Origin of the sequence: Microbispora catharanthi (genome assembly GCF_006334915.2) — a bacterium.
Classification (GTDB): domain Bacteria; phylum Actinomycetota; class Actinomycetes; order Streptosporangiales; family Streptosporangiaceae; genus Microbispora; species Microbispora catharanthi.
The window spans coordinates 39092-59719 of sequence record NZ_VDMA02000037.1 but is presented as its reverse complement, the minus strand read 5'-3'; the positions used below and the strand labels follow the sequence as shown (position 1 = coordinate 59719).

The window sequence follows — 20628 nt, the reverse complement described above, 5'->3', positions numbered from 1 at the left end:
CGACAGGGACATGGTTCCGGAGAAGTCCTCGATGGGACTGATCTCCTCGAAGATCTCTTCGAGACCCGACTGGGCCGGGACGTCCTTGCGCCCGGCCTGGCGAGCCGCCTCAACCCGGCCCTTCCATTTCTCGTTCCCGAGCAGCCAATCAAAGGACTCGGTCTGCAGGGCGAGAAGGTCGGGTACTTCGAGCGGCTCCTCGATTCGTGCGAACGACACGGTTCGGGGACCAGCGGGTACGGCGGAGGCGTTGCGCGAGGCTGCCAACAGATGTCCTTCCGAGGGCTCGCGGACTGACTACACGCACGCCAGACGACCAGGACTAAGAGTTACTCAGAGAGACGGTCGTCAAAGGGCAGCGCAAAGGGGCAGTGTAGCCGATCGGCATACACCTGTCCACTCCGCTATCGCTCTGCGCTCCACGTTGGTGGCAGCATCACCCGTCAGCGCCGAAACGTCAAGCCCGAGGGCCGACATTTCGCCTAACCGACAGGCGTCACGCTGGGTTTTTCCGCCCTCGGGACCGAGCGAGCGCCGGGGATCCAGTCCCTACCCGGGACCGGAGACGGGTAACGCTCAGTCACGCGAACGGGCCAACGCTGACCGTCGGTCGACGCCGCCATGCCCTGGATACCCAGCCACTGGCACGGCCTAAACGTCTTCTTTGCTAACAATTTAGCCTCGGGCTCAGGGAACGGGCGTGTCACCCAGGAGCGTGGACAGCCGGGAGGCCCGCCAGCCGTCGCCCTGCGTCACCATGACCAGGCGCGCCCTCCCCTGGCTGACCTGCTGCTTCGGCTCCTCCTGACCCGGGCCCGACCGCGTCGTGACCATGTTCACGAACAGCAGCACCCGGACCTCTTCCGGTGTCGCCGACTCCACGCCGGCGGCGGCCACCACCGCGTGTTGCACCGTCCGCCGCTCGCGCGCCTGCGGCCCGAGCGTCGCCGCGAGCGTCCGGTAGTGCTCCGCCAGCTGCCCGGTGGCGTGCGCGCCCGCCCTCAGCATGTCCCGGTCGATCGTACGGTAGTCGTACGACAACATGTCCGGGGCGTAGGATCGGGCGGCCGAGAGGGCCTCCCTGGACGCACTCTCGGCGGCCTGGATGCGGCGCAGGTCGAGCAGCAGCCACACGGCGGCGACGGCCAGCCCGGCCGCCACGAGGACCGCCAGCGCCCGCAGCAGGCGCCTCACTGCACCAGCTCCGCCCGCGAGACCAGCCACAGGCCCGAGGCCTTCGTGACGTCCATGCGCCAGCGGAAGAAGCGCTCCTCCGGAGGAGCCTTCCTGCCGTCCTCCCAATGGATCACCGCATCGCCGACGATCAGCACCTGTGCCGTGCGCCGGTCGCCGTCGAGGGAGGCGAGCGCGGAGGCCCGCAGGACGCCCGTCTGGACGGCCTTGTTCTTCAGCGTGGCGGCCCTCAGGGCCGCCTGCCCGGCGGCGTACTGCGCCCGTTCCGGGCCCGCGGAGGTCGCCAGGGCGCGTTTGATGTCGTCGTCGATGCGGCGGTGGTCGATCGACATGAGGCTCACGGCGTGCGCCGCGGCGGCCCGCACGGCCATCTCGCGGTCCTGCGCCGCCGCGAGGGCCTCCGTACGGGCCCGGGCGAGAGAGTGGACCGCCAGGGCGAGCGCGGCCACGAGGAGGACGAGCCCGACGGTCAGCGCGCGCCGCATTCCCGCACCTCCTGAGCACCCGGTCGTCTCGGCCCGTTCACGTCGCGCGGATCTTACTTCCGCACGATAGATCAACGGGCTCGCCCTGCCCATAGGGTCTGGATTCCGTACGGGGTCCGGGCACGCGAAAGGGGCGGTCCCATCCGGCACCTGGATGGACCCGCCCCTTCGGTGAAGCGTGTTACGAGACCGTCTTACTTGACGGTGACGGTGGCGCCGGCGCCCTCGAGGGCAGCCTTCGCCTTCTCGGCCTGCTCCTTGTTGACCTTGCCGTCGAAGACCGGCTTCGGAGCGCCGTCCACGAGGTCCTTGGCCTCCTTGAGGCCCAGGCTCGTCAGGGCGCGGATCTCCTTGATGACCTGGATCTTCTTGTCGCCGGCGGCCTCGAGGATGACGTCGAACTCGTCCTGCTCCTCGGCCTCCTCGGCGGCGGCCGGAGCGCCGGGGACGCCCGCGGCGGCGACGGCGACCGGAGCGGCGGCCTTGACGTCGAAGGTCTCCTCGAAGACCTTCACGAACTCGGACAGCTCAAGGAGGGTCATCTCCTTGAAGGTCTCGAGCAGCTCGTCGGTGCTGAGCTTCGCCATGATGTGTTCCTCCAGTGGATCTAGCAAAAAACGTGAAAAGGGACCGCGGTGCGCGCTTCCCCCGTCCGCTGCGCGGACCTACTCGCCGGCCTCTTCGCGCTTGGCGCGCAGAGCCTCGGCCAGTCGAGCCATCGTGGTGGGCAGCGCGGCGAAGGTGGCGGCAGCCTGGGACTGCTTGGCCTTCAGTGCGCCGGCCAGCTTCGCGAGGAGCACCTCGCGGGACTCAAGGTCGGCAAGCTTCGTGATCTCGTCGGGGCTCATCGACTTGCCGTCGACGACACCACCCTTGATCACCAGGAGGGGGTTGGCCTTGGCGAAGTCACGCAGACCCTTGGCCGCCTCCACGACGTCGCCCTTGACGAACGCGATGGCGGTCGGACCCTGGAACAGGTCGTCCAGGACGGTGATCCCGGCGTTGTTGGCCGCGATCTTGGTAAGCGTGTTCTTCGCCACGGCGAACTTCGCATTCCCACCGAGAGAGACGCGCAGCTGCTTGAGCTGAGCGACGGTGAGACCGCGGTATTCGGTCAGAACGGCGGCGCTGGATCCCTCGAACTCACTCTTGAGCTCGGCGATCGCGACGCTCTTCTCCGCCTTCGCCATGGGCCTCCTTCCAGATGTGCCGCCGGCGAAGGCCCTCAGAAAAACAGACAAGCCCCGGCGCAGGCGCACGGGGCTTGGACGGACGTCGAACGTCCTCAAGCGTCTCCACACCTACGCGGGCCGTCCACTCACGTGGATCCTTCGGTCACTGGGCTGCACGCCCGGTGACGACCGGCGGTCTTCGGCAGGAGACAGACTACGTTGTCAACCGGCAGGACGCCAAATCAGCTTCCGGTGCCGGGCGACTGCTGCGTCGTGTGCGGCAGCGTCTGCGGCAGCTCACCGACCTGGTCGGCGGCCGGCGCCTCGATCGAGACCGGCTCGTTGAACGACTTGAACATCGCCGTGGCCTTGAACGTCCCGGCGTCCGGCTTGCCGCCGTTCAGCTCGACCTTGCGCGGCAGGCCCTGGGCGTCGATCCAGGCGTCGAACTTGACGTCCTTGGCGTTCGCGAGTTCGCCCTGCATGCGGCCACGCTGGTCCTCGGGAAGCTGCTTGACCGCCTCGTCCACCGGGAACGAGCCCGAGTAGTGGGTGGTGTCCACCCCGCCGACCTGCTCGCTGCCCACGGACTTGACGTCCTTGGACGCCGTGAGCATGGCGACGCTCGTCTTCAGGTCGAACTGCTGGGCCTGGGCGAGGTACTGGTCGATGTTCACGCCGGCCTGCGAGCCGAGCTGCTTCAGGTCGAGCCTGATCCACGGCTTGGTGGCGCCCACCAGGGTCTTGAGCATGTCGAGCTTCACGTACGCCACGTCGCCCTGGAGGATCACCCGCACGCCGCCGGGCACGCTCTGCCCGTTGAACGCCACCTGGCTGAGGTTGATGTCCGAGGCGATCTGCGGGGTCTTCTGGTAGAGCATGGTGCCCTGAACGACCCCTCCCTGACCGCCCTTGGCGTCGGTGACGTTCACCACGAGGTCCGCGGCATAGGTGTTGACGTCGTCGGCCTTCTGCGCGGTCTGCTGGATGACCTCGGCCGCCGAGAGCTGTGCGTTCTGGAGAGACGGAGTCGCGGTCGTCCCGCATCCCGCGACCGTGATCGCGGCCACCGCCCCGGCGGCCACCAGTAGTCGTCGCATTGTGTCCATCCCTTCGGTGTCCCCCTTTACCTGCCCTTGACCCTATGCGCCTAACGCCATCGGCGCGCCGCTCCGGTGCAAACCCCCATGAGCTGTGCACAAAACCTCCACATCGCTCTTGTTTGCCTCCTGATAGTTAGGCTCCGTACTATCTGACGCGAAACGAAAAGCGGACGGTGAAGGAGAGCCATGCGTACGCTGATCAAGGACGTGCGGGTGTTCGACGGGGAGCGCGCCATTCCCCGGGCAGACGTGCTGATCGAGGACGACCGGATCGCGGAGTGGGACGGAGGGCGGGCCGACGCCGAGATCGACGGCTCGGGCGGGACCCTGCTCCCCGGACTGCTCGACGCCCACACGCACGTCTCCGACGGCATGCTCGCCCAAGCGCTGACCTTCGGGGTGACCACCGAGCTCGACATGTTCTGCCTGCCGTCCAACCTGGCCAGGCAGCGGCGGCTCGCGGCGGACCGCGACGACGTCGCCGACCTGCGCAGCTCGGGAGTGCTCGCGACCGCGCCGGGAGGGCACCCCAGCCAGATCATGGCGGCCGAGGCGGCCGGACTGTCGCACCTGGGCGACGCCGTGGGCCCCTTCGACACGATCGCGGACGCGGGCGAGGCCGCGGCGTTCGTCGAGGCGCGGCTGGCCGAGGGCGCCGACTACCTGAAGATCGTGATTGACGACGGCTCCACCGCCGGGCTGGACCTGCCCGTCCTGTCCCCCGGCGTCGTGGCCGCCCTGGTCGAGGCCGGGCACGCGGCGGGGCTCATGGCCGTCGCGCACATCGCCACCGCCCGGGAGGCCGCCATCGCCCTCGACGCGGGCGTCGACGCGCTCGCCCACGTCTTCCACGACCTCGGGCCCGAGGATCCGTCCGTGGCCGAACTGGCCGCGCGCATCGTGCGGCAGGGCGTCTTCGTGGTCAGCACGCTCAGCTACATCGAAGTGATCAACGGAGGCGAGGGCGCTGCGGAGGTCTTCGAGGACGAGCGCATCGCGTCACGCCTGCCGGAGGGGTCGGCCGGGACCGCCCGCAGGGATCCCGGGGCGGTCCCGGTGCACCCGCGGGGCCTCGCCAACGCCCTCGGCGCGGCCCGGGCGCTGCACGCCGCGGGCGCGGCCGTCGTGGCGGGCACCGACGCCAACTTCCTCGCTCCGCCGCACGGCGTGAGCATGCACCGCGAACTGGCGCTGCTCACCGAGGCGGGCCTCACCTGTGAGGAGGCGCTCGCCGCGGCCACCGCCGTCCCCGCACGGCTGTTCGCGTTGCACGATCGGGGACGGATCGCGCCGGGCCTGCGCGCGGACCTGCTGCTGGTGGACGGCGATCCGACTCGCGACATCACCGCCACGCGCGCCCTCCGCGAGGTCTGGCGCCGCGGCGTGCGGCAGAGCCGGGCCTGAGTGCGGCCTACGCGAGGGCGGTCAGGAGATCGCGCAGCAACCGGTCGAGCGTCACGGCGTCCTTCGGGGCCAGCCCCGACGCGAGCCGGGCGAGGTTCGCCGCGTGGTCGGTGAGCGTCGCGTCGATGACCTCGTGCCCCTTCTCCGACAACGTGATCTTGAAGCTGCGCCGGTCGGCCGGGTCGAGACTGCGCTCGACCAGTCCGGCGGCCTCCAGCCGGTCGAGCCGGCTGGTCATGCCGGCACGCGACATCATCACCATGTCCGACAGCTCGGACGGGATCAGCGTGTACGGCGGGCCGGAACGGCGCAGCGCGGCCAGCACGTCGAAGTCCCCCGAGCGCAGGCCGTGCCGGTTGAGGACCTCCTCGACCCGGCCCTCGACCACCCGGGCCACCTGGGCGACGCGGCCGAAGACCCCCATGGCCGACAGGTCCAGGTCGGGCCGCTCGCGCCGCCACTGGTCGAGGATGTGATCGACGGAATCCCTGCGCTCTTCGGTCACGGGCCGAGTTTATTCGCCGTCTGATTATCGGCAGACGCGCGGAAGCCCCCGCCCGGAAAGGGCGGGGGCTTCCGTCGTCGTTATCGGCCTGGGTGACGGCTCAGGCGTCGATCTCGGCGGTCATCGCCCGCGTCACGTTCGGGTCGACCGGGATGCCCGGGCCCATGGACGTGGTGAAGGTGACCTTCTTGAGGTAACGGCCCTTGGCCGCCGACGGCTTGAGACGCAGCACCTCGTCCAGCGCCGCGGCGTAGTTCTCCACGAGCTGACGGTCGTCGAAGGACGCCTTGCCGATGATGAAGTGCAGGTTCGCGTGCCGGTCGACCCGGAACTCGATCTTTCCGCCCTTGATGTCGGTGACGGCCTTGGCCACGGCGGGCGTGACGGTGCCGGTCTTCGGGTTCGGCATGAGGCCGCGGGGGCCGAGCACGCGGCCCAGACGGCCGACCTTGCCCATCATGTCCGGGGTGGCGACGACCGCGTCGAAGTCGAGACGGCCCTTGGACACCTCGTCGATCAGCTCGTCGGAGCCGACGATGTCGGCGCCGGCCGCGCGGGCCTCCTCGGCACGGTCACCGGTCGCGAAGACCAGGACCCGGGCGGTCTTGCCGGTGCCGTGCGGGAGGTTGACGGTGCCGCGGACCATCTGGTCGGCCTTGCGCGGGTCGACGCCCAGCCGCAGGGCGACCTCGACGGTCGCGTCGAACTTCGTGGTCGCCGTCTTCTTGGCCAGCCGTACGCCCTCGAGCGGGTTGTACAGGGCCGCGCGGTCGACCTCGGCCGCCGCGTTCTTCCAGCTCTTGCTGCGCTTCACTTCATGCTCCTCGTGGAGATCGTGGTCCGGGCCTGCGCCAGCCCTCCCACTGCGTTTGATGAGGCTGAGAGTCAGTCGGCGATGGTGATGCCCATGGAGCGGGCGGTGCCGGCGATGATCTTCTCGGCGGCCTCGACGTCGTTCGCGTTGAGGTCCTGCATCTTGGTCTCGGCGATCTGGCGAAGCTGCTCGCGAGTCAGCTTGCCCACCTTGTCCTTGTGCGGGTTCGCGCTGCCCTTCTGCAGACCGGCGGCCTTCTTGATCAGCTCGGGCGCCGGCGGCGTCTTCGTGATGAAGGTGAAGGAGCGGTCTTCGAAGATGGTGATCTCGACGGGGATGATGTTGCCCCGCTGGGCCTCCGTCGCCGCGTTGTACTGCTTGACGAAGTCCATGATGTTGACGCCGTGCGGACCGAGCGCGGTACCGACCGGCGGCGCGGGGGTGGCCTGTCCAGCGGGAAGCTGGACCTTCACCAGTGCCGCGACTTTCTTCTTTGGAGGCATTTGTCCTTCTCCGGGTCCTTGGTCCTACAAAAGCCTCACAGGCACGCCGAAACAGGGCGTGCGTGAGGACGGCTATCGAGTCTACGCGAGGCGGTCAGATCTTCGAGACCTGGTTGAACGACAGCTCGACCGGGGTCTCTCGACCGAAGATCGAGACGAGGACCTTGAGCTTCTGCGACTCGGCGCTGATCTCGCTGACCGTGGCCGGCAGCGTGGCGAACGGCCCGTCCATGACCGTGACGGACTCGCCGACCTCGAAGTCGACGGTCGCGGTGGTCGTCTTGGCCGTGGCCTTCTTGACTTCCTCGGAAGGCTCCGGGGCGAGCAGCTTGGCGACCTCGTCGAGGTTCAGCGGGCTCGGCTTGTTGGACAGGCCGACGAAGCCGGTCACACCGGGCGTGTTGCGCACCGCGGCCCAGGACTCGTCGGTCAGGTCCATCCGGACCAGAACGTAACCGGGAAGCACGCGCTCCTTGATCGGAGTCTTCTTGCCGCCCTTGAACTCCGTGATCGTGTGGGTCGGCACCTCGACCTGGAAGATGAAGTCCTCCATGTTGAGCGACCCGATACGGCTCTCGATGTTCTGCTTCACGCGGTTCTCGTAACCGGCGTACGAGTGAATGACGTACCACTCGCCGAACTGACCGCGAAGCTGACGCTTGAACTCCTCGACCGGGTCGACCTCCGGGAGGACGTCGCCGTCCTCGTCGACCTGCGCGGCGGCCTCGGCCGAGTCTTCGCCGCCGTCACCGCCGTCTGAGTCGGCGACCGTGGTCTCCTCGACCTCTGCTACGGCCTCGTCCTGCTCGGTGCCCCACTCGTCATGCTCGTCATGGGAGCGGTCGGCCGGCATCGGGGACTCGGACACGGGACTCTTCCTTCTTCGCTTGGTGTCTTGACGTGCTGCGACGTCTCGGGCGGGATCAGGATCCGCCGAAGAGCCAGAGCACTGCCTTACCCAGCAGCGTATCGATCCCGAACACGAGCCCAACCATGATCACAACGAAGACCAGGACAACTACCGTGTACGAGATCAGGTCATTGCGCCGGGGCCAGATGACCTTGCGCAACTCGGCGACGACCTGCCGGTAGAACAGAGCGGGCGAGGTGCGCTTTGCCTTCTTCTCACTGGTCGGCTTGCCTGGCTTGCCAGCGGTTTCACCGCGGGTATCGATCGCCACAGTCCTCACCTGATCCGTCGTGTCCGTCGCAGTTGCGGCGCGCTTTCACGCCATTGTTGCGCGGACCGCACTCCGCAGGGCACGAGGGACTCGAACCCCCAACCGCCGGTTTTGGAGACCGGTGCGCTACCAATTGCGCTAGTGCCCTAAGCCGTGCACCACGATACCCGAGAAACGCGTCGAAGCGTCCGTCGTGGCGTTCACGTGGCCCACTAGTCGGTGAAGTGTACGCGGGATTCACCACTCCGTCGAACCACATGGTCGCCGCACCGCCCGGAGGCGGCCCGGGTGCCGTTCCTGTGCGGTCTAAAGCTACCGTGCGAACCCGTCCGCATCCTGGATATGGAGACGAAACCGCGCGGCGCGTCTGGAACGATGGAGGCATGACCCGACCTCGCATCTCCGCACGCATATCCGCGATCTCCGAGTCCGCGACTCTGGCCGTGGACGCCAAGGCCAAGGCGATGAAGGCGGCCGGTCGCCCGGTCATCGGCTTCGGCGCCGGCGAGCCCGACTTCCCCACGCCCGACTACATCGTCGAGGCGGCCGTCGAGGCGTGCCGGAACCCCAGGTTCCACAAGTACACGCCGGCCGGGGGCCTGCCCGAGCTCAAGCAGGCGATCGCCGACAAGACGTTGCGCGACAGCGGGTTCCAGGTCGAGGCCGCCCAGATCCTGGTGACGAACGGCGGCAAGCAGGCGGTCTACGAGGCGTTCGCCACGCTGCTCGACCCCGGCGACGAGGTCCTGGTCGTGGCGCCCTACTGGACGACGTACCCGGAGGCGATCAAGCTCGCGGGCGGCGTCCAGGTCGACGTGGTCACCGACGAGACGACCGGCTACCTGGCCTCGGTCGAGCAGCTCGAGGAGAAGCTGACCGACCGCACCAAGGTCCTGCTGTTCGTCTCGCCGTCCAACCCGACGGGGGCCGTCTACTCCCCCGCCCAGGTCGAGGAGATCGGCCGCTGGGCGCTGGACAAGGGCCTGTGGGTCGTGACCGACGAGATCTACGAGCACCTGGTCTACGGCGAGGCGGAGTTCTCCAGCATCGCCACCGCCGTGCCCGAGCTGCGCGACCGGGTCGTCGTGCTGAACGGCGTGGCCAAGACGTACGCGATGACCGGCTGGCGGGTGGGCTGGCTGATCGGCCCGTCCGACGTGGTCAAGGCGGCGACGAACCTGCAGTCCCACGCCACCTCGAACGTCTCCAACGTCGCCCAGGCCGCCGCGCTCGCGGCCGTCTCCGGCGACCTGTCGGCCGTCGCCCAGATGCGCGCGGCGTTCGACCGGCGCCGTCAGACCATGGTCCGGATGCTCAACGAGATCCCCGGCGTGGTCTGCCCCGAGCCGTTCGGCGCGTTCTACGCCTACCCGTCGGTCAAGGCGCTGCTGGGCAAGGAGATCCGCGGCAGGCGCCCGCAGACCTCGGCCGAGCTGGCCGAGCTCATCCTGGAGGAGGCCGAGGTCGCGCTGGTGCCCGGCGAGGCGTTCGGCACCCCGGGCTACTTCCGCCTGTCGTACGCGCTGGGCGACGACGACCTGGTCGAGGGCGTCAGCCGGGTGACCAAGCTCCTGGCCGAGGCGCACTGAGCGTCATCGAGGCCGCCAGGACCTCGCGAACCCGGCACGACGGCCCGGTCCCCACCACGTGGGACCGGGCCTTCGTCATGCCGACGACCTGTCGAAAGCAGTACGAAGATGACCCACTGCGGCGGTCGGGTCGACCCGGTACGGCCGCGCCTCCGGGCCCGCCGGGGACGCGGAGGCGCGGAACGGGACGGGGTCACTTGTCGAGGGCGACTCCGGCGGCGATCTTCTTGAGCTCCCTGTCGGCCGCCGCCTTGCCGAGCTTGGCCGCGTAATCAGGGCTGATCATGACCTCGACCCCGACGCCGGGAGCGAGGGTCCACACGATCGTCCGGGTGCCGCCGTCCAGGATCCGGTCGCCGCCCTCCGACAGGCTGACCAGGTAGGCCTTCCTGCCGCCGGCCTCGACCGGCTCGGCGCCCTGCGCGGCGTAGCCCTGCATGCGCTTGGCCAGCACGCTCGCGGCGTCCTTCCGATAGACGATCATCTGGACGCTGTACATGCCGGGTTCGAGCCCGGGCTCCACCCAGCTCGTGGTGTAGCTCCGCTTGCCGAACCCGTCCTTGCCGGACCACTTGCCCCATTCAAGCCCTTCGGGCAGGTAGCCGACGTGCACGCCGCCGAGCGTCCTGCCGTCCCCGAGGTCGCCGAGGTCCTGGGGCATCTGCGGGTCCTGCGTGCCCTCCGTGTCGGAGGGGGTCGGGCCGGCCGTTGTGGCGATCGTGATCGTGACCGCCGCCCCGGCGGGAGCGGCCGTCCCCGGCTGCGGCATCTGGGCGAAGACCGTCCCCGCCGGGGCCTCGTCGGTGACGACCTTCGTCACGCGCACCGTGTAGCCCGCCTCCTTCAGGAGGGCGTTGACCTCCGCGGCGCTCTTGCCGACCACGTCGGGGACGACCCCTTCCGGCGTGGCGACCGTGTCGCCGGAGGAAACCGCGGACGCGGCCGGGACTCCCGGGCCGGTGGCGCCGGTCCCGGCGAGGCTGCCGCCGGCCGGGGCGGCGTCGGGCCGGGCGGTCAACGCCACGGGCACGCCCACGGCGACCGCCGCTGTGAGCACGGCCGCCCCCGCCGTACGAAACCTGACGACGTGGCGACGGCTGCGCCGCCGCACGGCCTGGCCCAGCGACGGCGACGCGTGCACGCCGGCGACCTGAGCGGCCATGGCATCCCTCAGTGCCTCTTCGACGTTCATGCGGACGCTCCTTCCAGGTTTTCCATGCGTGCGCGCACGCGTGCCAGACCGCGGGCGGCCTGGCTCTTGACGGTGCCGACGGAGCAGCCGAGCAGCGCCGCGGTCTCGGCCTCCGACAAGTCCTCCCAGTAGCGCAGGACCAGTACGGCCCGCATCCGGGCCGGCAGCTTCCTGAGTTCGGTGACGAGCACGTCCCGCAGGCCGAGGTCGGGCGACTCCACGGGTGTCTCCGGCGGCTGGGCGAAGGTGATCTCCTGGAGCACCTTGCGCCGCCTGGCCTTGCTGATCGCGCCGTTCACCACGACCCGGCGCGCGTACGCCTCGGGGTTGTCGTGCCGGATGCGCGGCCAGTGCCGGTAGACCTTCTCCAGCGCGTTCTGGACCATGTCCTCGGCGTCGGACGCCGAGGCGCCGCAGACCAGGATCGCGGTGCGCAGGAGGGCGGTGCTGCGCGCGGCCAGGAACTCGTCGAAGGCCGCCTCGTCTTCTTCGGTCATGAGCTCCCCTTTCGTCCCTCCCCAACGCGCCAACCCGGCGACGGGTTGAGAGCGACATGCGGCAACATATGGAGATGGCACGTCCACTAGACACGCTCCCCAAGGCACATCTGCACCTGCACTTCACCGGCTCGATGCGGCATTCGACGCTGATCGAGCTCGCCCGGGAGCAGGGCGTCCACCTCCCCGACGCGCTGGTGGAGGACTGGCCGCCGAAACTGCGGGCGACCGACGAGCGCGGCTGGTTCCGGTTCCAGCGGTTGTACGACATCGCGCGGTCGGTGCTGCGCCGGCCCGAGGACGTCTACCGGCTGCTGCGTGAGGCCGCCGAGGACGAGGCCCGGGAGGGGTCGCGCTGGCTGGAGATCCAGGTCGACCCGTCCGGGTACGCCCAGCGTTTCGGCGGGCTGACCGAGACACTCGAACTCGTCCTCGACGCGACGGAGAAGGCGGCCAGGCAGGCCGGGATCGGCATGGCGGTGATCGTGGCCGCCAACCGCATCAGGCACACGCTCGACGCCAGGACGCTGGCCCGCCTGGCGGCCAGGTACGAGGGCAAGGGCGTGGTGGGCTTCGGCCTGTCCAACGACGAGCGGCGCGGCCGGGCCAGGGACTTCGAGCACGCCTTCCGGATCGCCAGGGGTGCGGGGCTGCTCGCCGTGCCGCACGGCGGCGAGTTGCTGGGCGCGGAGAGCGTCGCCGAATGCCTCGACGACCTGGGCGCCGACCGGATCGGCCACGGCGTGCGCGCGGCCGAGTCGCCTCGCCTGATGGAGCGGCTGGCCGACCGGCAGATCACCTGCGAGGTGTGCCCGCTGTCCAACGTGGGCCTCGGGGTGGCGGAACGCCCCGAGGACGTGCCACTGCGGCGGCTGTTCGAGGCCGGGGTGCCGATCGCCCTCGGCGCCGACGACCCGCTGTTGTTCGGCGCCCGGCTGCTGCCGCAGTACGAGCTCGCGCGGGACGCCTACGGCTTCGGCGACGCGGAGATCGCCGAACTCGCCCGGCAGTCGATCCGGTCGTCGACGGCGCCCCACGCGGTCAAGAAGGAGTTGCTGAGCGAGATCGACGCCTGGCTCGCCTCCCCCGAGTGAGTCTCCGGTTCATCGGACCGAGGAGGCGATCCGCAGCGCCTCGGCGCGGTCCGGCCCCTCCAGCCGCAGCCCGACCAGCTTGTGCTGCCAGATGAGCGTCGGCCCGGCCACCCGCTCCTCGCGCGGCGCGCCGCCGCCCGCGGGCACGTACGACACGCCGTGAGACCGCGGGATCCACCATCCGCCGACGACGCCCACCTGCTCCGGGAACGGTTCTCCGAGTTCCTTGTGCCAGACGACGCCCAGCGTGCCGTCGAACTCGTCGAGCCGGACGCCCGGCCACAGGAGTGTCACCACGCGGCCACCGTCGGCGAGGCGGACGTCGGACGGCTCGCCGAGCGCGGACGGCACGGCGACCGCGAAACGGGCGGTCCGCCGCGCCTCCTCCAGCGTCACCCGGCGCTCGCCGGGCAACGGGCTCGGCGCTCCCGTCGGCAGCGGTCCGGCGCCGCCCACGTGGATCTCGACGCCCGCGAAGCGCAGCACCGACACGACCGCGGCCCGGCCCTGCGGGGTGGCCCCGAGCAGCACGGCCATCAGCACCGCCACCGCCGCTGCCGCGACGCGCGGCGACGGCCGCCACGCGGCCCACCGCCGTCGTGCCCTGTCGTCGGCCCCGCTGTCCTCGATGCGGGCGCGTACGGCACGCGCCACGTCGGCGGGAGGCGGCACGGGGGGCACGGCCAGCCCCTCGCCGAGGGCCCGGAGCCGCGCCTCGAGGTCCTCCGGTGCGATCGGATCGTTGTCATCCGAAGTGCTCACGGCCCACCTCCTCCCGCAGGCGCCGCAGGGCCCGGAACGTCCGCGACTTGACCGTGCCGAGCCGCACGCCGAGGACCTCGGCCGTCTCCGCCTCGGACAACTGCAGGAAATACCGGCAGACCACGGCTTCGCGTTCCCCGCCGGGCAGCGCGCGTACGGCCTCCAGCAGGCGGCTCCTGCCGTCGGCGTCCACGGCCGCGCCCTCCGGGTCCTCGGGGTCCCCGGGTCCGTACGGCTCCCGCTCGCGGCCCAGCCGTACGGCGAGGTCGGAGCGGCGGCCACGCGACCGGGTGAGGTCGTGGGTCTCGTTGGCCACGATGCGCAGCAGCCAGGGGCGGAAGGACGAACCCCGGCGGAAGCCCTTGAGGTGACGGAACGCCTTGACGAACGCCTCCTGGACGACGTCCTCCGCCTCGTCGGCCGCCCCGAGCAGGCTCGCCGTACGGTGGGCGACCGCGCTGTATCGGGTGACCAGCACCTCGTAGGCGTCAAGGTCACCGGCCAGGGCGCGGGTCACTGCCTCGTCGTCGTCCATAAAGGGGCAATCGGGGGTCGGGACGGAGGTGAAGCCTACGATCAGGCGGGCATCCCGTCCACAGCGCCCGCCAAAAGATCCGAAAGAACGGTGCCGCGGAAAGATTCACAGTGCCGCCGGTCCTGCCGAAACAACGGTGGCGCCCGAAGCTCCCGTCGGCGGCCCCTCCGGCGAAGCGGACGCCCGCCGATGGGTCGGGCACTACACTTTCCACGACCGTCAGCGTGCAGATCGAGGATCCTATGTCTGGGTATGACCGAGTAGTCCAGCCGGCGGCCGGGGACGAGGCTCTGGAGAACCACCTCGGCGGCGACGAGGCCAAGAACTACCGGCAGTACGAGTTCGACATGGTCGCGCCGCACGTCGGGCGGTCGCTCCTGGAGATCGGGTCGGGTCTCGGGCATTTCGCCGAGCAGTTCCTGCCGCGCCTGGACAGGCTCGTGGTGAGCGACTTCGATCCCTACTGCGTGGAGCAACTGCGCAAGAGGTTCGCCGACCGCGACGACGTGTCGGTGCTCCAGTTCGGCCTGCCGACCGAGATCCCCCTGGCCGACCCGGTCGACACCGTCGTGATGATGAACGTCCTCGAGCACATCGAGGAGGACGCCGAGGCGCTGCGGTCACTGGCCAAGGTGACCGCTCCCGGCGGCCGGATCATCATCTGGGTGCCCGGTTACATGCAGCTCTACGGGGACTTCGACCGCAAGGTGGGGCACGTCACCCGCTACACCCCCGCCACGCTGCGCAAGACGGTCACCGACGCCGGCCTCGACGTGCAGGTGCTCAAGCCGATCAACTTCCTCGGCGGCATCGCCTGGTGGGCGGCCGTGCGGCGGGGTGGCGTGGGCTACCCCGACCCCCGGCTCGTGAAGATCTACGACCGCACCGTCGTGCCGCTGACCCGGCTCATCGAGCGGTTCGTCCGTCCGCCGTTCGGCCAGACCGTGTTCTGCGTGGCCCGCGTCCCGCGCTGACGCACGAGTGCCGCGCGGAGCGGCCACGGAGACCCGAATTGTGCGACAAATGCCTTCTACCTGCACAATGGGTCCCCCATGAGTGAAACCAGGATCCTCGTCGTCGAGGACGAGCCAAACATCCGGGACATCGTGGAAGTCGCCCTCAGGTTCCACGGCTTCCGGGTGACGGCCGTCGGCACGGGGGCCGCGGCGCTCGGCGAGGTGCTGAGGAACCAGCCCGACCTGGTCGTCCTCGACGTCATGCTGCCCGACATCGACGGCTTCGAGGTGTGCCGGCGGATCCGGGCCGACGGCGTGCACCCTCCCGTGATCTTCCTGACCGCCCGCGACGCGGTCGCCGACACCGTGCGCGGGCTGACGCTCGGCGGCGACGACTACGTCACCAAACCGTTCTCGGTCGAGGCGCTGGTCGCGCGGATCCGCGCCGTGCTGCGCCGTACGACCGTGCCGGAGGCGGCCGAGCGGGCGCACGGGCCGATCCTCCGGGTCGCCGACCTGGAGCTCGACGAGGCGCGCTGGGAGGTGCGGCGCGGCGGCGTCCCGGTGGAGCTGTCGCCGACCGAGTTCCGCCTGCTGGCCTTCCTGATGGCCAACGCCGGCCTGGTGCTGACCAAGCGGCGCCTGCTTGAGGAGGTCTGGGGCTACGGCGGGAGTTCGCAGGTGCTGGAGACCTACATCTCCTACCTGCGCCGCAAGCTCGACCCGCTCGGCCCACCGCTGATCCACACCCAGCGCGGCATCGGATACTCCCTGCGCCCGGCCCAGGACATGTGACGGACCGGTGATGTCGCTCAGGACGCGCCTGCTCGCCGGGCTGCTCGGGGTGAGCGCGGTCCTGCTGGTCGTGTTCTCCCTCGTCAGCGTCGTCGTCCTGCGCGGCCACCTGCGTACGCGGCTGGAGGGACAGGTGGTGGCGGCGACCGTCACGGCGGCGCGCCGGGTGGTCGAGGGGGACCCGCTCGCGCAGGCGCTGACCGGCTCGACCTACGCCCTCGCGGTCTACAACCTCTCCGAGCGGCACGCGCACCTGGTCAGCGGCGACGCGGACGAGGCCGCGGCCGTGCCCGGCCTGACCGAGGCGCTGGGCAAGGACAGGCTGCTGGCGCACGCGGCGCAGGGCCGCACCTTCGACCTCGACCCGAGCGGCGGCCACGAGCTGATCGCGGCCGCGGCGATGTCGCCGAGCGGTCTGCGGCTGATGGTCATCGCGGTGCCCCTGGACGCGGTGGACGACCCGGTGCGCCACCTGCTGATCAGCGAACTGGCGACCGGCGGGGTGCTGATCCTGCTGCTGGCCGCGGGCGGCCGGCTGCTGATCGCCGGCGGCCTGGCGCCACTCGGCAAGATGGCGCGCACCGCCCATCTCGTGGCCGAGCGCGTCGACCTGTCGGCCCGGATGCCCGAGGGGCCGTCGGAGGTCGGCAGGCTCGGCGCCGCGATCAACCTCATGCTCGACAGGATCGCCGGCGCCTTCCGCGACCGCCAGGCGTCGGAGGACCGCGTGCGCCGCTTCGCCGCCGACGCCTCCCACGAGCTGCGCACCCCGCTGTCGACCATCTCCGGGTATGCGGAGCTGTATCGGGCCGGGGCGATCCCGCCCGAGGACCTGCCCAAGATCATGGGGCGGATCGAGGCCGAGGCCAACCGCATGGGCCGCCTGGTGGGCGAGATGCTGGAACTCGCGCGGCTTGACCGGGGCACCGCGCTCGCGCTCAACGAGATCGACCTGGCCGAGATGGCCCGTGAGGTGGCCGCCGACTCGGCCGCCCTCGACCCCGCGCACCCGGTCACGGTGGAGGCGCCGCCGTCCCTGGTCGCGACGGTGGACGAGGCCAGGGTCCGCCAGGTGCTCGTCAACCTGCTCGGCAACGTGCGGGCGCACACCCCCGAGGGCACCCGGGCCGCCGTACGGCTGCTGCGCGCACCGGAGTCGGTGACGATCGAGGTGCGCGACACCGGGCCGGGGATGAGCCCGGAGCAGGCCGAACGCGCCTTCGACCGCTTCCAGCGCGGAGAGGACCACCTGTACGGCGGGGCGGGGCTCGGCCTGTCGATCGTGAAGGCCATCGTGGAGGCGCACGGCGGCCGGTGCCGGATCGTCTCCTCCCCCGGCGAAGGTACGGCCGTACACATCGCGCTTCCCGCGATGCAAGAGGCTACTGGCGGGTAGTTAACGAGGACAGCTCGTTTCACCGCCGAGGAGGTCGATGATGACGACCGATTACGCCAAGGCCAGGGAGGTGGCCGAGCAGGCGCGCGAGACGGAGTGGACCCGCCCGAGCTTCGGCAAGCAGCTCTTCCTCGGGAACTTCCGGCTGGACCTCGTGCATCCCGCCCCCCGCCTCACCGAGGAGGAGATCAAGAAGGGAGACGACTTCCTGCGCGCGCTGCGGGCGTTCCTGCAGGAGAAGGTCGATCCCACGCTCATCGAGCGCACCGCCGTGATTCCGGACGAGGTGATCAAGGGCCTGGCGGCGATCGGCGCGTTCGGCATGACCACCGAGGAGGAGTACGGCGGGCTGGGGCTGAGCCACCTGTACTACTGCCGCGCGCTGGCACTCGTGACATCGTGCTCCCCAGCGCTCAGCGCGCTGCTGTCGGCCCACCAGTCCATCGGGGTTCCGCAGCCGCTGCGGCTGTTCGGCACCGCCGAGCAGAAGCGCCGCTTCCTGCCCCGCTGCGCCCGGGGCGAGATCTCCGCCTTCCTGCTGACGGAGCCGGACGTCGGGTCCGACCCCGCCCGGCTGTCGACGACCGCCGTCCGCGACGGCGACGCGTACGTGATCAACGGCGTGAAGCTGTGGACGACCAACGGCGTCGTGGCCGACCTGCTCGTCGTGATGGCCCGGACCGGCACCAAGATCTCGGCCTTCGTGGTCGAGGCCGACTCGCCCGGCATCACCGTCGAGCACCGCAACCAGTTCATGGGCCTGCGCGGCATCGAGAACGGCGTCACGCGCTTCCACCAGGTGCGCGTACCGGTGGAGAACCTGATCGGCCGCGAGGGCCAGGGCCTGAAGATCGCTCTGACCACGCTCAACACCGGGCGCCTGTCGCTGCCGGCCACGTGCGTCGGCGCGGCGAAGTGGGCCACCAAGATCGCCCGCGAGTGGGGGTGCGAGCGGGTCCAGTGGGGCAGGCCGGTCGGGCAGCACGAGGCCATCGCCCGCAAGGTCGCCTTCATCGCCGCCACCGCGTACGCGCTCGAGTCGGTGGTGGACCTGTCCAGCCGGATGGCCGACGACGAGCGCAACGACATCCGCATCGAGGCCGCGCTCGCCAAGCTGTACAGCACGGAGATGGCCTGGCGGCTGATGGACGAGCTGGTGCAGATGAGAGGCGGGCGCGGCTACGAGACCGCCGAGTCGCTGCACGCCCGCGGCGAGCGCGGCGTGCCCGCCGAGCAGATGCTGCGCGACCTGCGGATCAACCGCATCTTCGAGGGCTCGACCGAGATCATGCACCTGCTCATCGCCCGCGAGGCGGTGGACGCCCACCTGTCGGTCGCGGGTGAACTCGTCGATCCCAAGGCGGGCCTGCGGGCCAAGGGGCGGGCGGCCACCCGGGCCGGCGCCTTCTATGCCAGGTGGTTGCCGACCCTGGTGACCGGGCCCGGCCAGGTGCCCACGTCGTACGCCGAGTTCGGCCCGCTGGCCCAGCACCTGCGGTATGTCGAGCGGACCAGCCGCAAGCTCGCCAGGTCGACGTTCTACGGCATGTCGCGCTGGCAGGCGCGGCTGGAGCACAAGCAGGGGTTCCTGTCGCGGATCGTGGACATCGGCGCCGAGCTGTTCGCCATCACCGCGGTCTGCGTGCGCGCCCAGGAGGACTCGGCCGAGTTCGGGCGCAAGCCGTACGAGCTGGCCGACACCTTCTGCCACCAGGCCAGGCAGCGGGCCGAGGCGCTGTTCGACCGGCTGTGGGACAACACCGACGCCAGGGACGTACGGCTGGCCCGGCGGGTGCTCGACGGGCGTTACACGTTCATGGAGGACGGGATCGTCGACCCGTCGCTGGAGGGCCCGTGGATCGCCCCTCAGCGCACCGGGCCGTCCATGTTCGACGACGTCCACCGGCGTATCGGCTGAACCGCCACGGCCCCGTCCCCGCGCGAGTGCGGGGACGGGGCCGTGGTCCGAGGTGTGACTCACACGTCGTAGCACCACATCCAGCCGTAGCCCGAGATGTAGCAGCGGTACCAGCCGTCACCGGGCTGCATCGCGTGCGCCGGGCTGGACATAACGCCGAAGGTGGTGACGGCGACGGCGGTGGTGGCGAGAACGGCCGCAGCGCGCTTGATCGACTTCACTGGTATCTCCTGTGCAGGAACGTCTCTTTGACGTGTTTGAGTACACAGGAACCCACTTGTCGCGATCTGGTATCCGACTTGCACGCCGCTTGGACGCTTCGGTGCGAAAAACCCTTTGTCCCCGGTTGTGGCGCGTTGTTAGGGTCACCGGCATGTGGATTCTGTACGGCGACCGCTGATCAGCCCTCTGAGCCGCTGATCCGCTCAGCTTTCCGGCCCTGTCCATCCGACGCGGCAGCTGAGTGACGGCACCTCGGTGCCGCGTTCCCGACGTACAAGGAGATCCCGTATGCGTACTCGCGCGTCCAGCAAGGGCGGCAAGCGGCAGAACCCCCGCACGCCGCAGCCCCAGCGCTCCTTCCCGCCGCCGCGTCAGATCCCGGCCCCGCCCATGCGGCCGGTGCGGCAGCCGCGGCGGCTGCCGAGAGCCAGGTAAGCCGCTTCGCGACCGAAAGGGCATCCCGGGTGATCCGGGGTGCCCTTTCTCCACATCAACGGCCCGGTGGCGTGCCCGGCGCCTCCGCCAGGAGCTTCTCGAGCCCGTCGAGCAGGCAGCGCAGCCCGAATTCCAGGGGCTCGGCCGCGGGCTGGGAGTAGCCGCCGCCCCGCATGGCCGCGACCAGGGCCGGATAGCGGTCGCCATGCCGGCGCAGCCGCTCCCCGAGAGCGGCCGACCACTCGTCGACGCGTAGCCGATCGGCTCCCGTCATGTTCTGCGCGACGCTGCGGACATGCCCGTTGAGGAGCAGGAACGCGTCGTGCTGCTCGACCGGCGGAAAACCGGCGTCCGCGAGGACGGCGAGCGCGGCGTCCAGCCAGCCCAGCTCGTTCGGCCCCATGATGCGATGCCCGCCGGTCGCCTCGATCAGCCAGCGATGGCGCACGAAGAGCCGCAGGCACTGCCGGGCCCAGTCCGCCAGCCGGTCACGCCACCCTCCCGGCACGGACTCCAGATCGGGGCGGTCGCCGATCGCCGTATCGATCATGAGGGCGACCAGCTCCGCCTTGCTCGGCACGTACCGGTACAGCGACATCGTCGTGAACCCGAAGGCGGCGGCGATCCGCTGCATCGAGACGGCCGCCAGCCCCTCGGCGTCGGCGATCTCGATCGCGGTCCCGGTGATCCGCTCCACGGACATGCTCGGCTTCGGACCCCGGCTGGGCCTGTCGGCCGTCCCCCAGAGCAGGTCCATGCCGCGGGCGAGATCGCCGCCGCCCTTGTCACCCTTCGCCGCCACCGGCCCTCCCGATTCGCCTTGACCCTCTTCCAGAAACTGTATATAACATAGACAAAACAGTGTGCGGCATAAAC

At 70.3% G+C, this 20628-nt stretch carries 25 protein-coding genes and 1 tRNA gene; 8 read left to right on the top strand and 18 right to left on the bottom strand.

Features of this window, described 5'->3' with window-relative positions:
• From FH610_RS40375 to FH610_RS40350, 6 genes are all read right to left on the bottom strand, one after another.
• Nucleotides 1–267 (bottom strand): hypothetical protein (locus FH610_RS40375; protein WP_139580521.1); only part of this gene is annotated, 267 nt, incomplete at its 3' end.
• A 420-nt stretch (nt 268–687) separates the two neighbouring features.
• Nucleotides 688–1194 carry a hypothetical protein gene (locus FH610_RS40370; RefSeq protein WP_139580520.1) on the bottom strand — a complete coding sequence of 169 codons (507 nt, stop codon included), beginning with the start codon at nt 1192–1194 and terminating at the stop codon, nt 688–690.
• The gene (locus FH610_RS40365; protein ID WP_139580519.1) at nt 1191–1679 is read right to left on the bottom strand and encodes a hypothetical protein; all 489 of its coding nucleotides are present in this window, start codon (nt 1677–1679) and stop codon (nt 1191–1193) included. The genes FH610_RS40370 and FH610_RS40365 overlap by 4 nt, the downstream gene beginning before the upstream one ends.
• A gap of 194 nt (nt 1680–1873) precedes the next feature.
• On the bottom strand, nt 1874–2266 hold the full coding sequence (gene rplL / locus FH610_RS40360) for a 50S ribosomal protein L7/L12 (RefSeq protein WP_139580518.1): 393 nt from the start codon (nt 2264–2266) through the stop codon (nt 1874–1876).
• 78 nt (nt 2267–2344) lie between these two features.
• Entirely contained in the window at nt 2345–2869 is a 525-nt protein-coding gene (rplJ, locus tag FH610_RS40355; RefSeq protein WP_139580517.1) for a 50S ribosomal protein L10, read from the bottom strand.
• Between the two features lie 224 nt (nt 2870–3093).
• Complete coding sequence (locus FH610_RS40350) at nt 3094–3951, bottom strand: SCO4651 family lipoprotein (protein WP_139580516.1); 858 nt, start codon at nt 3949–3951, stop codon at nt 3094–3096.
• 189 nt (nt 3952–4140) lie between these two features.
• Between FH610_RS40350 and FH610_RS40345 the strand changes: the two genes are divergently transcribed.
• Nucleotides 4141–5358, top strand: coding sequence for an amidohydrolase family protein (locus tag FH610_RS40345; protein WP_139580515.1), 1218 nt, complete (start codon nt 4141–4143; stop codon nt 5356–5358).
• A 7-nt stretch (nt 5359–5365) separates the two neighbouring features.
• Here FH610_RS40345 and FH610_RS40340 read toward each other — a convergent pair whose 3' ends face one another.
• From FH610_RS40340 to FH610_RS40315, 6 genes are all read right to left on the bottom strand, one after another.
• Complete coding sequence (locus FH610_RS40340; protein WP_139580514.1) at nt 5366–5863, bottom strand: MarR family winged helix-turn-helix transcriptional regulator; 498 nt, start codon at nt 5861–5863, stop codon at nt 5366–5368.
• Between the two features lie 100 nt (nt 5864–5963).
• Nucleotides 5964–6677 carry a 50S ribosomal protein L1 gene (rplA, locus tag FH610_RS40335; protein ID WP_139580513.1) on the bottom strand — a complete coding sequence of 238 codons (714 nt, stop codon included), beginning with the start codon at nt 6675–6677 and terminating at the stop codon, nt 5964–5966.
• Between the two features lie 71 nt (nt 6678–6748).
• On the bottom strand, nt 6749–7180 hold the full coding sequence (gene rplK / locus FH610_RS40330) for a 50S ribosomal protein L11 (protein WP_139580512.1): 432 nt from the start codon (nt 7178–7180) through the stop codon (nt 6749–6751).
• Between the two features lie 94 nt (nt 7181–7274).
• A complete protein-coding gene (gene nusG / locus FH610_RS40325; RefSeq protein WP_240809483.1) occupies nt 7275–8048 on the bottom strand; it encodes a transcription termination/antitermination protein NusG in 774 nt (257 codons plus the stop codon).
• Nucleotides 8049–8103: 55 nt separating this feature from the next.
• Nucleotides 8104–8361: a preprotein translocase subunit SecE gene (gene secE, locus FH610_RS40320; protein ID WP_030510284.1), complete on the bottom strand. Its 258-nt coding sequence runs from the start codon at nt 8359–8361 to the stop codon at nt 8104–8106.
• A 75-nt stretch (nt 8362–8436) separates the two neighbouring features.
• Nucleotides 8437–8509 (bottom strand) — tRNA-Trp (locus FH610_RS40315).
• A gap of 235 nt (nt 8510–8744) precedes the next feature.
• Between FH610_RS40315 and FH610_RS40310 the strand changes: the two genes are divergently transcribed.
• Nucleotides 8745–9950: a pyridoxal phosphate-dependent aminotransferase gene (locus FH610_RS40310; protein WP_139580511.1), complete on the top strand. Its 1206-nt coding sequence runs from the start codon at nt 8745–8747 to the stop codon at nt 9948–9950.
• Between the two features lie 193 nt (nt 9951–10143).
• Here the strand turns inward: FH610_RS40310 and FH610_RS40305 are convergent, their stop codons facing one another.
• A complete protein-coding gene (locus tag FH610_RS40305; protein WP_139580510.1) occupies nt 10144–11142 on the bottom strand; it encodes a PASTA domain-containing protein in 999 nt (332 codons plus the stop codon).
• On the bottom strand, nt 11139–11639 hold the full coding sequence (locus FH610_RS40300) for a SigE family RNA polymerase sigma factor (RefSeq protein WP_079319144.1): 501 nt from the start codon (nt 11637–11639) through the stop codon (nt 11139–11141). The genes FH610_RS40305 and FH610_RS40300 overlap by 4 nt, the downstream gene beginning before the upstream one ends.
• 74 nt (nt 11640–11713) lie before the next feature.
• Between FH610_RS40300 and FH610_RS40295 the strand changes: the two genes are divergently transcribed.
• Nucleotides 11714–12733, top strand: a complete 1020-nt coding sequence (locus tag FH610_RS40295; protein WP_139580509.1) for an adenosine deaminase — start codon at nt 11714–11716, stop codon at nt 12731–12733.
• 9 nt (nt 12734–12742) lie between these two features.
• Here the strand turns inward: FH610_RS40295 and FH610_RS40290 are convergent, their stop codons facing one another.
• Entirely contained in the window at nt 12743–13495 is a 753-nt protein-coding gene (locus tag FH610_RS40290) for a hypothetical protein (RefSeq protein WP_139580508.1), read from the bottom strand.
• Nucleotides 13479–14030 carry an RNA polymerase sigma factor gene (locus FH610_RS40285; protein ID WP_139580507.1) on the bottom strand — a complete coding sequence of 184 codons (552 nt, stop codon included), beginning with the start codon at nt 14028–14030 and terminating at the stop codon, nt 13479–13481. The genes FH610_RS40290 and FH610_RS40285 overlap by 17 nt, the downstream gene beginning before the upstream one ends.
• Before the next feature lie 242 nt (nt 14031–14272).
• On the opposite strand from FH610_RS40285, the gene FH610_RS40280 reads away from it, so the two are divergent.
• From FH610_RS40280 to FH610_RS40265, 4 genes are all read left to right on the top strand, one after another.
• Nucleotides 14273–15004: a class I SAM-dependent methyltransferase gene (locus FH610_RS40280; protein ID WP_076438510.1), complete on the top strand. Its 732-nt coding sequence runs from the start codon at nt 14273–14275 to the stop codon at nt 15002–15004.
• Nucleotides 15005–15082: 78 nt separating this feature from the next.
• Nucleotides 15083–15781, top strand: coding sequence for a response regulator transcription factor (locus FH610_RS40275; RefSeq protein ID WP_139580506.1), 699 nt, complete (start codon nt 15083–15085; stop codon nt 15779–15781).
• Between the two features lie 10 nt (nt 15782–15791).
• A complete protein-coding gene (locus FH610_RS40270; RefSeq protein WP_139580505.1) occupies nt 15792–17177 on the top strand; it encodes a sensor histidine kinase in 1386 nt (461 codons plus the stop codon).
• 40 nt (nt 17178–17217) lie between these two features.
• Nucleotides 17218–19095, top strand: coding sequence for an acyl-CoA dehydrogenase family protein (locus FH610_RS40265; protein WP_139580524.1), 1878 nt, complete (start codon nt 17218–17220; stop codon nt 19093–19095).
• Between the two features lie 59 nt (nt 19096–19154).
• Here the strand turns inward: FH610_RS40265 and FH610_RS43135 are convergent, their stop codons facing one another.
• A complete protein-coding gene (locus tag FH610_RS43135; protein WP_161628202.1) occupies nt 19155–19316 on the bottom strand; it encodes a hypothetical protein in 162 nt (53 codons plus the stop codon).
• 289 nt (nt 19317–19605) lie between these two features.
• On the opposite strand from FH610_RS43135, the gene FH610_RS43130 reads away from it, so the two are divergent.
• The gene (locus tag FH610_RS43130) at nt 19606–19752 is read left to right on the top strand and encodes a hypothetical protein (RefSeq protein WP_161628201.1); all 147 of its coding nucleotides are present in this window, start codon (nt 19606–19608) and stop codon (nt 19750–19752) included.
• 55 nt (nt 19753–19807) lie between these two features.
• On the opposite strand, the gene FH610_RS40260 is transcribed toward FH610_RS43130, so the two are convergent.
• The gene (locus FH610_RS40260) at nt 19808–20554 is read right to left on the bottom strand and encodes a TetR/AcrR family transcriptional regulator (protein WP_139580504.1); all 747 of its coding nucleotides are present in this window, start codon (nt 20552–20554) and stop codon (nt 19808–19810) included.
• Nucleotides 20555–20628 lie beyond the last annotated feature (74 nt).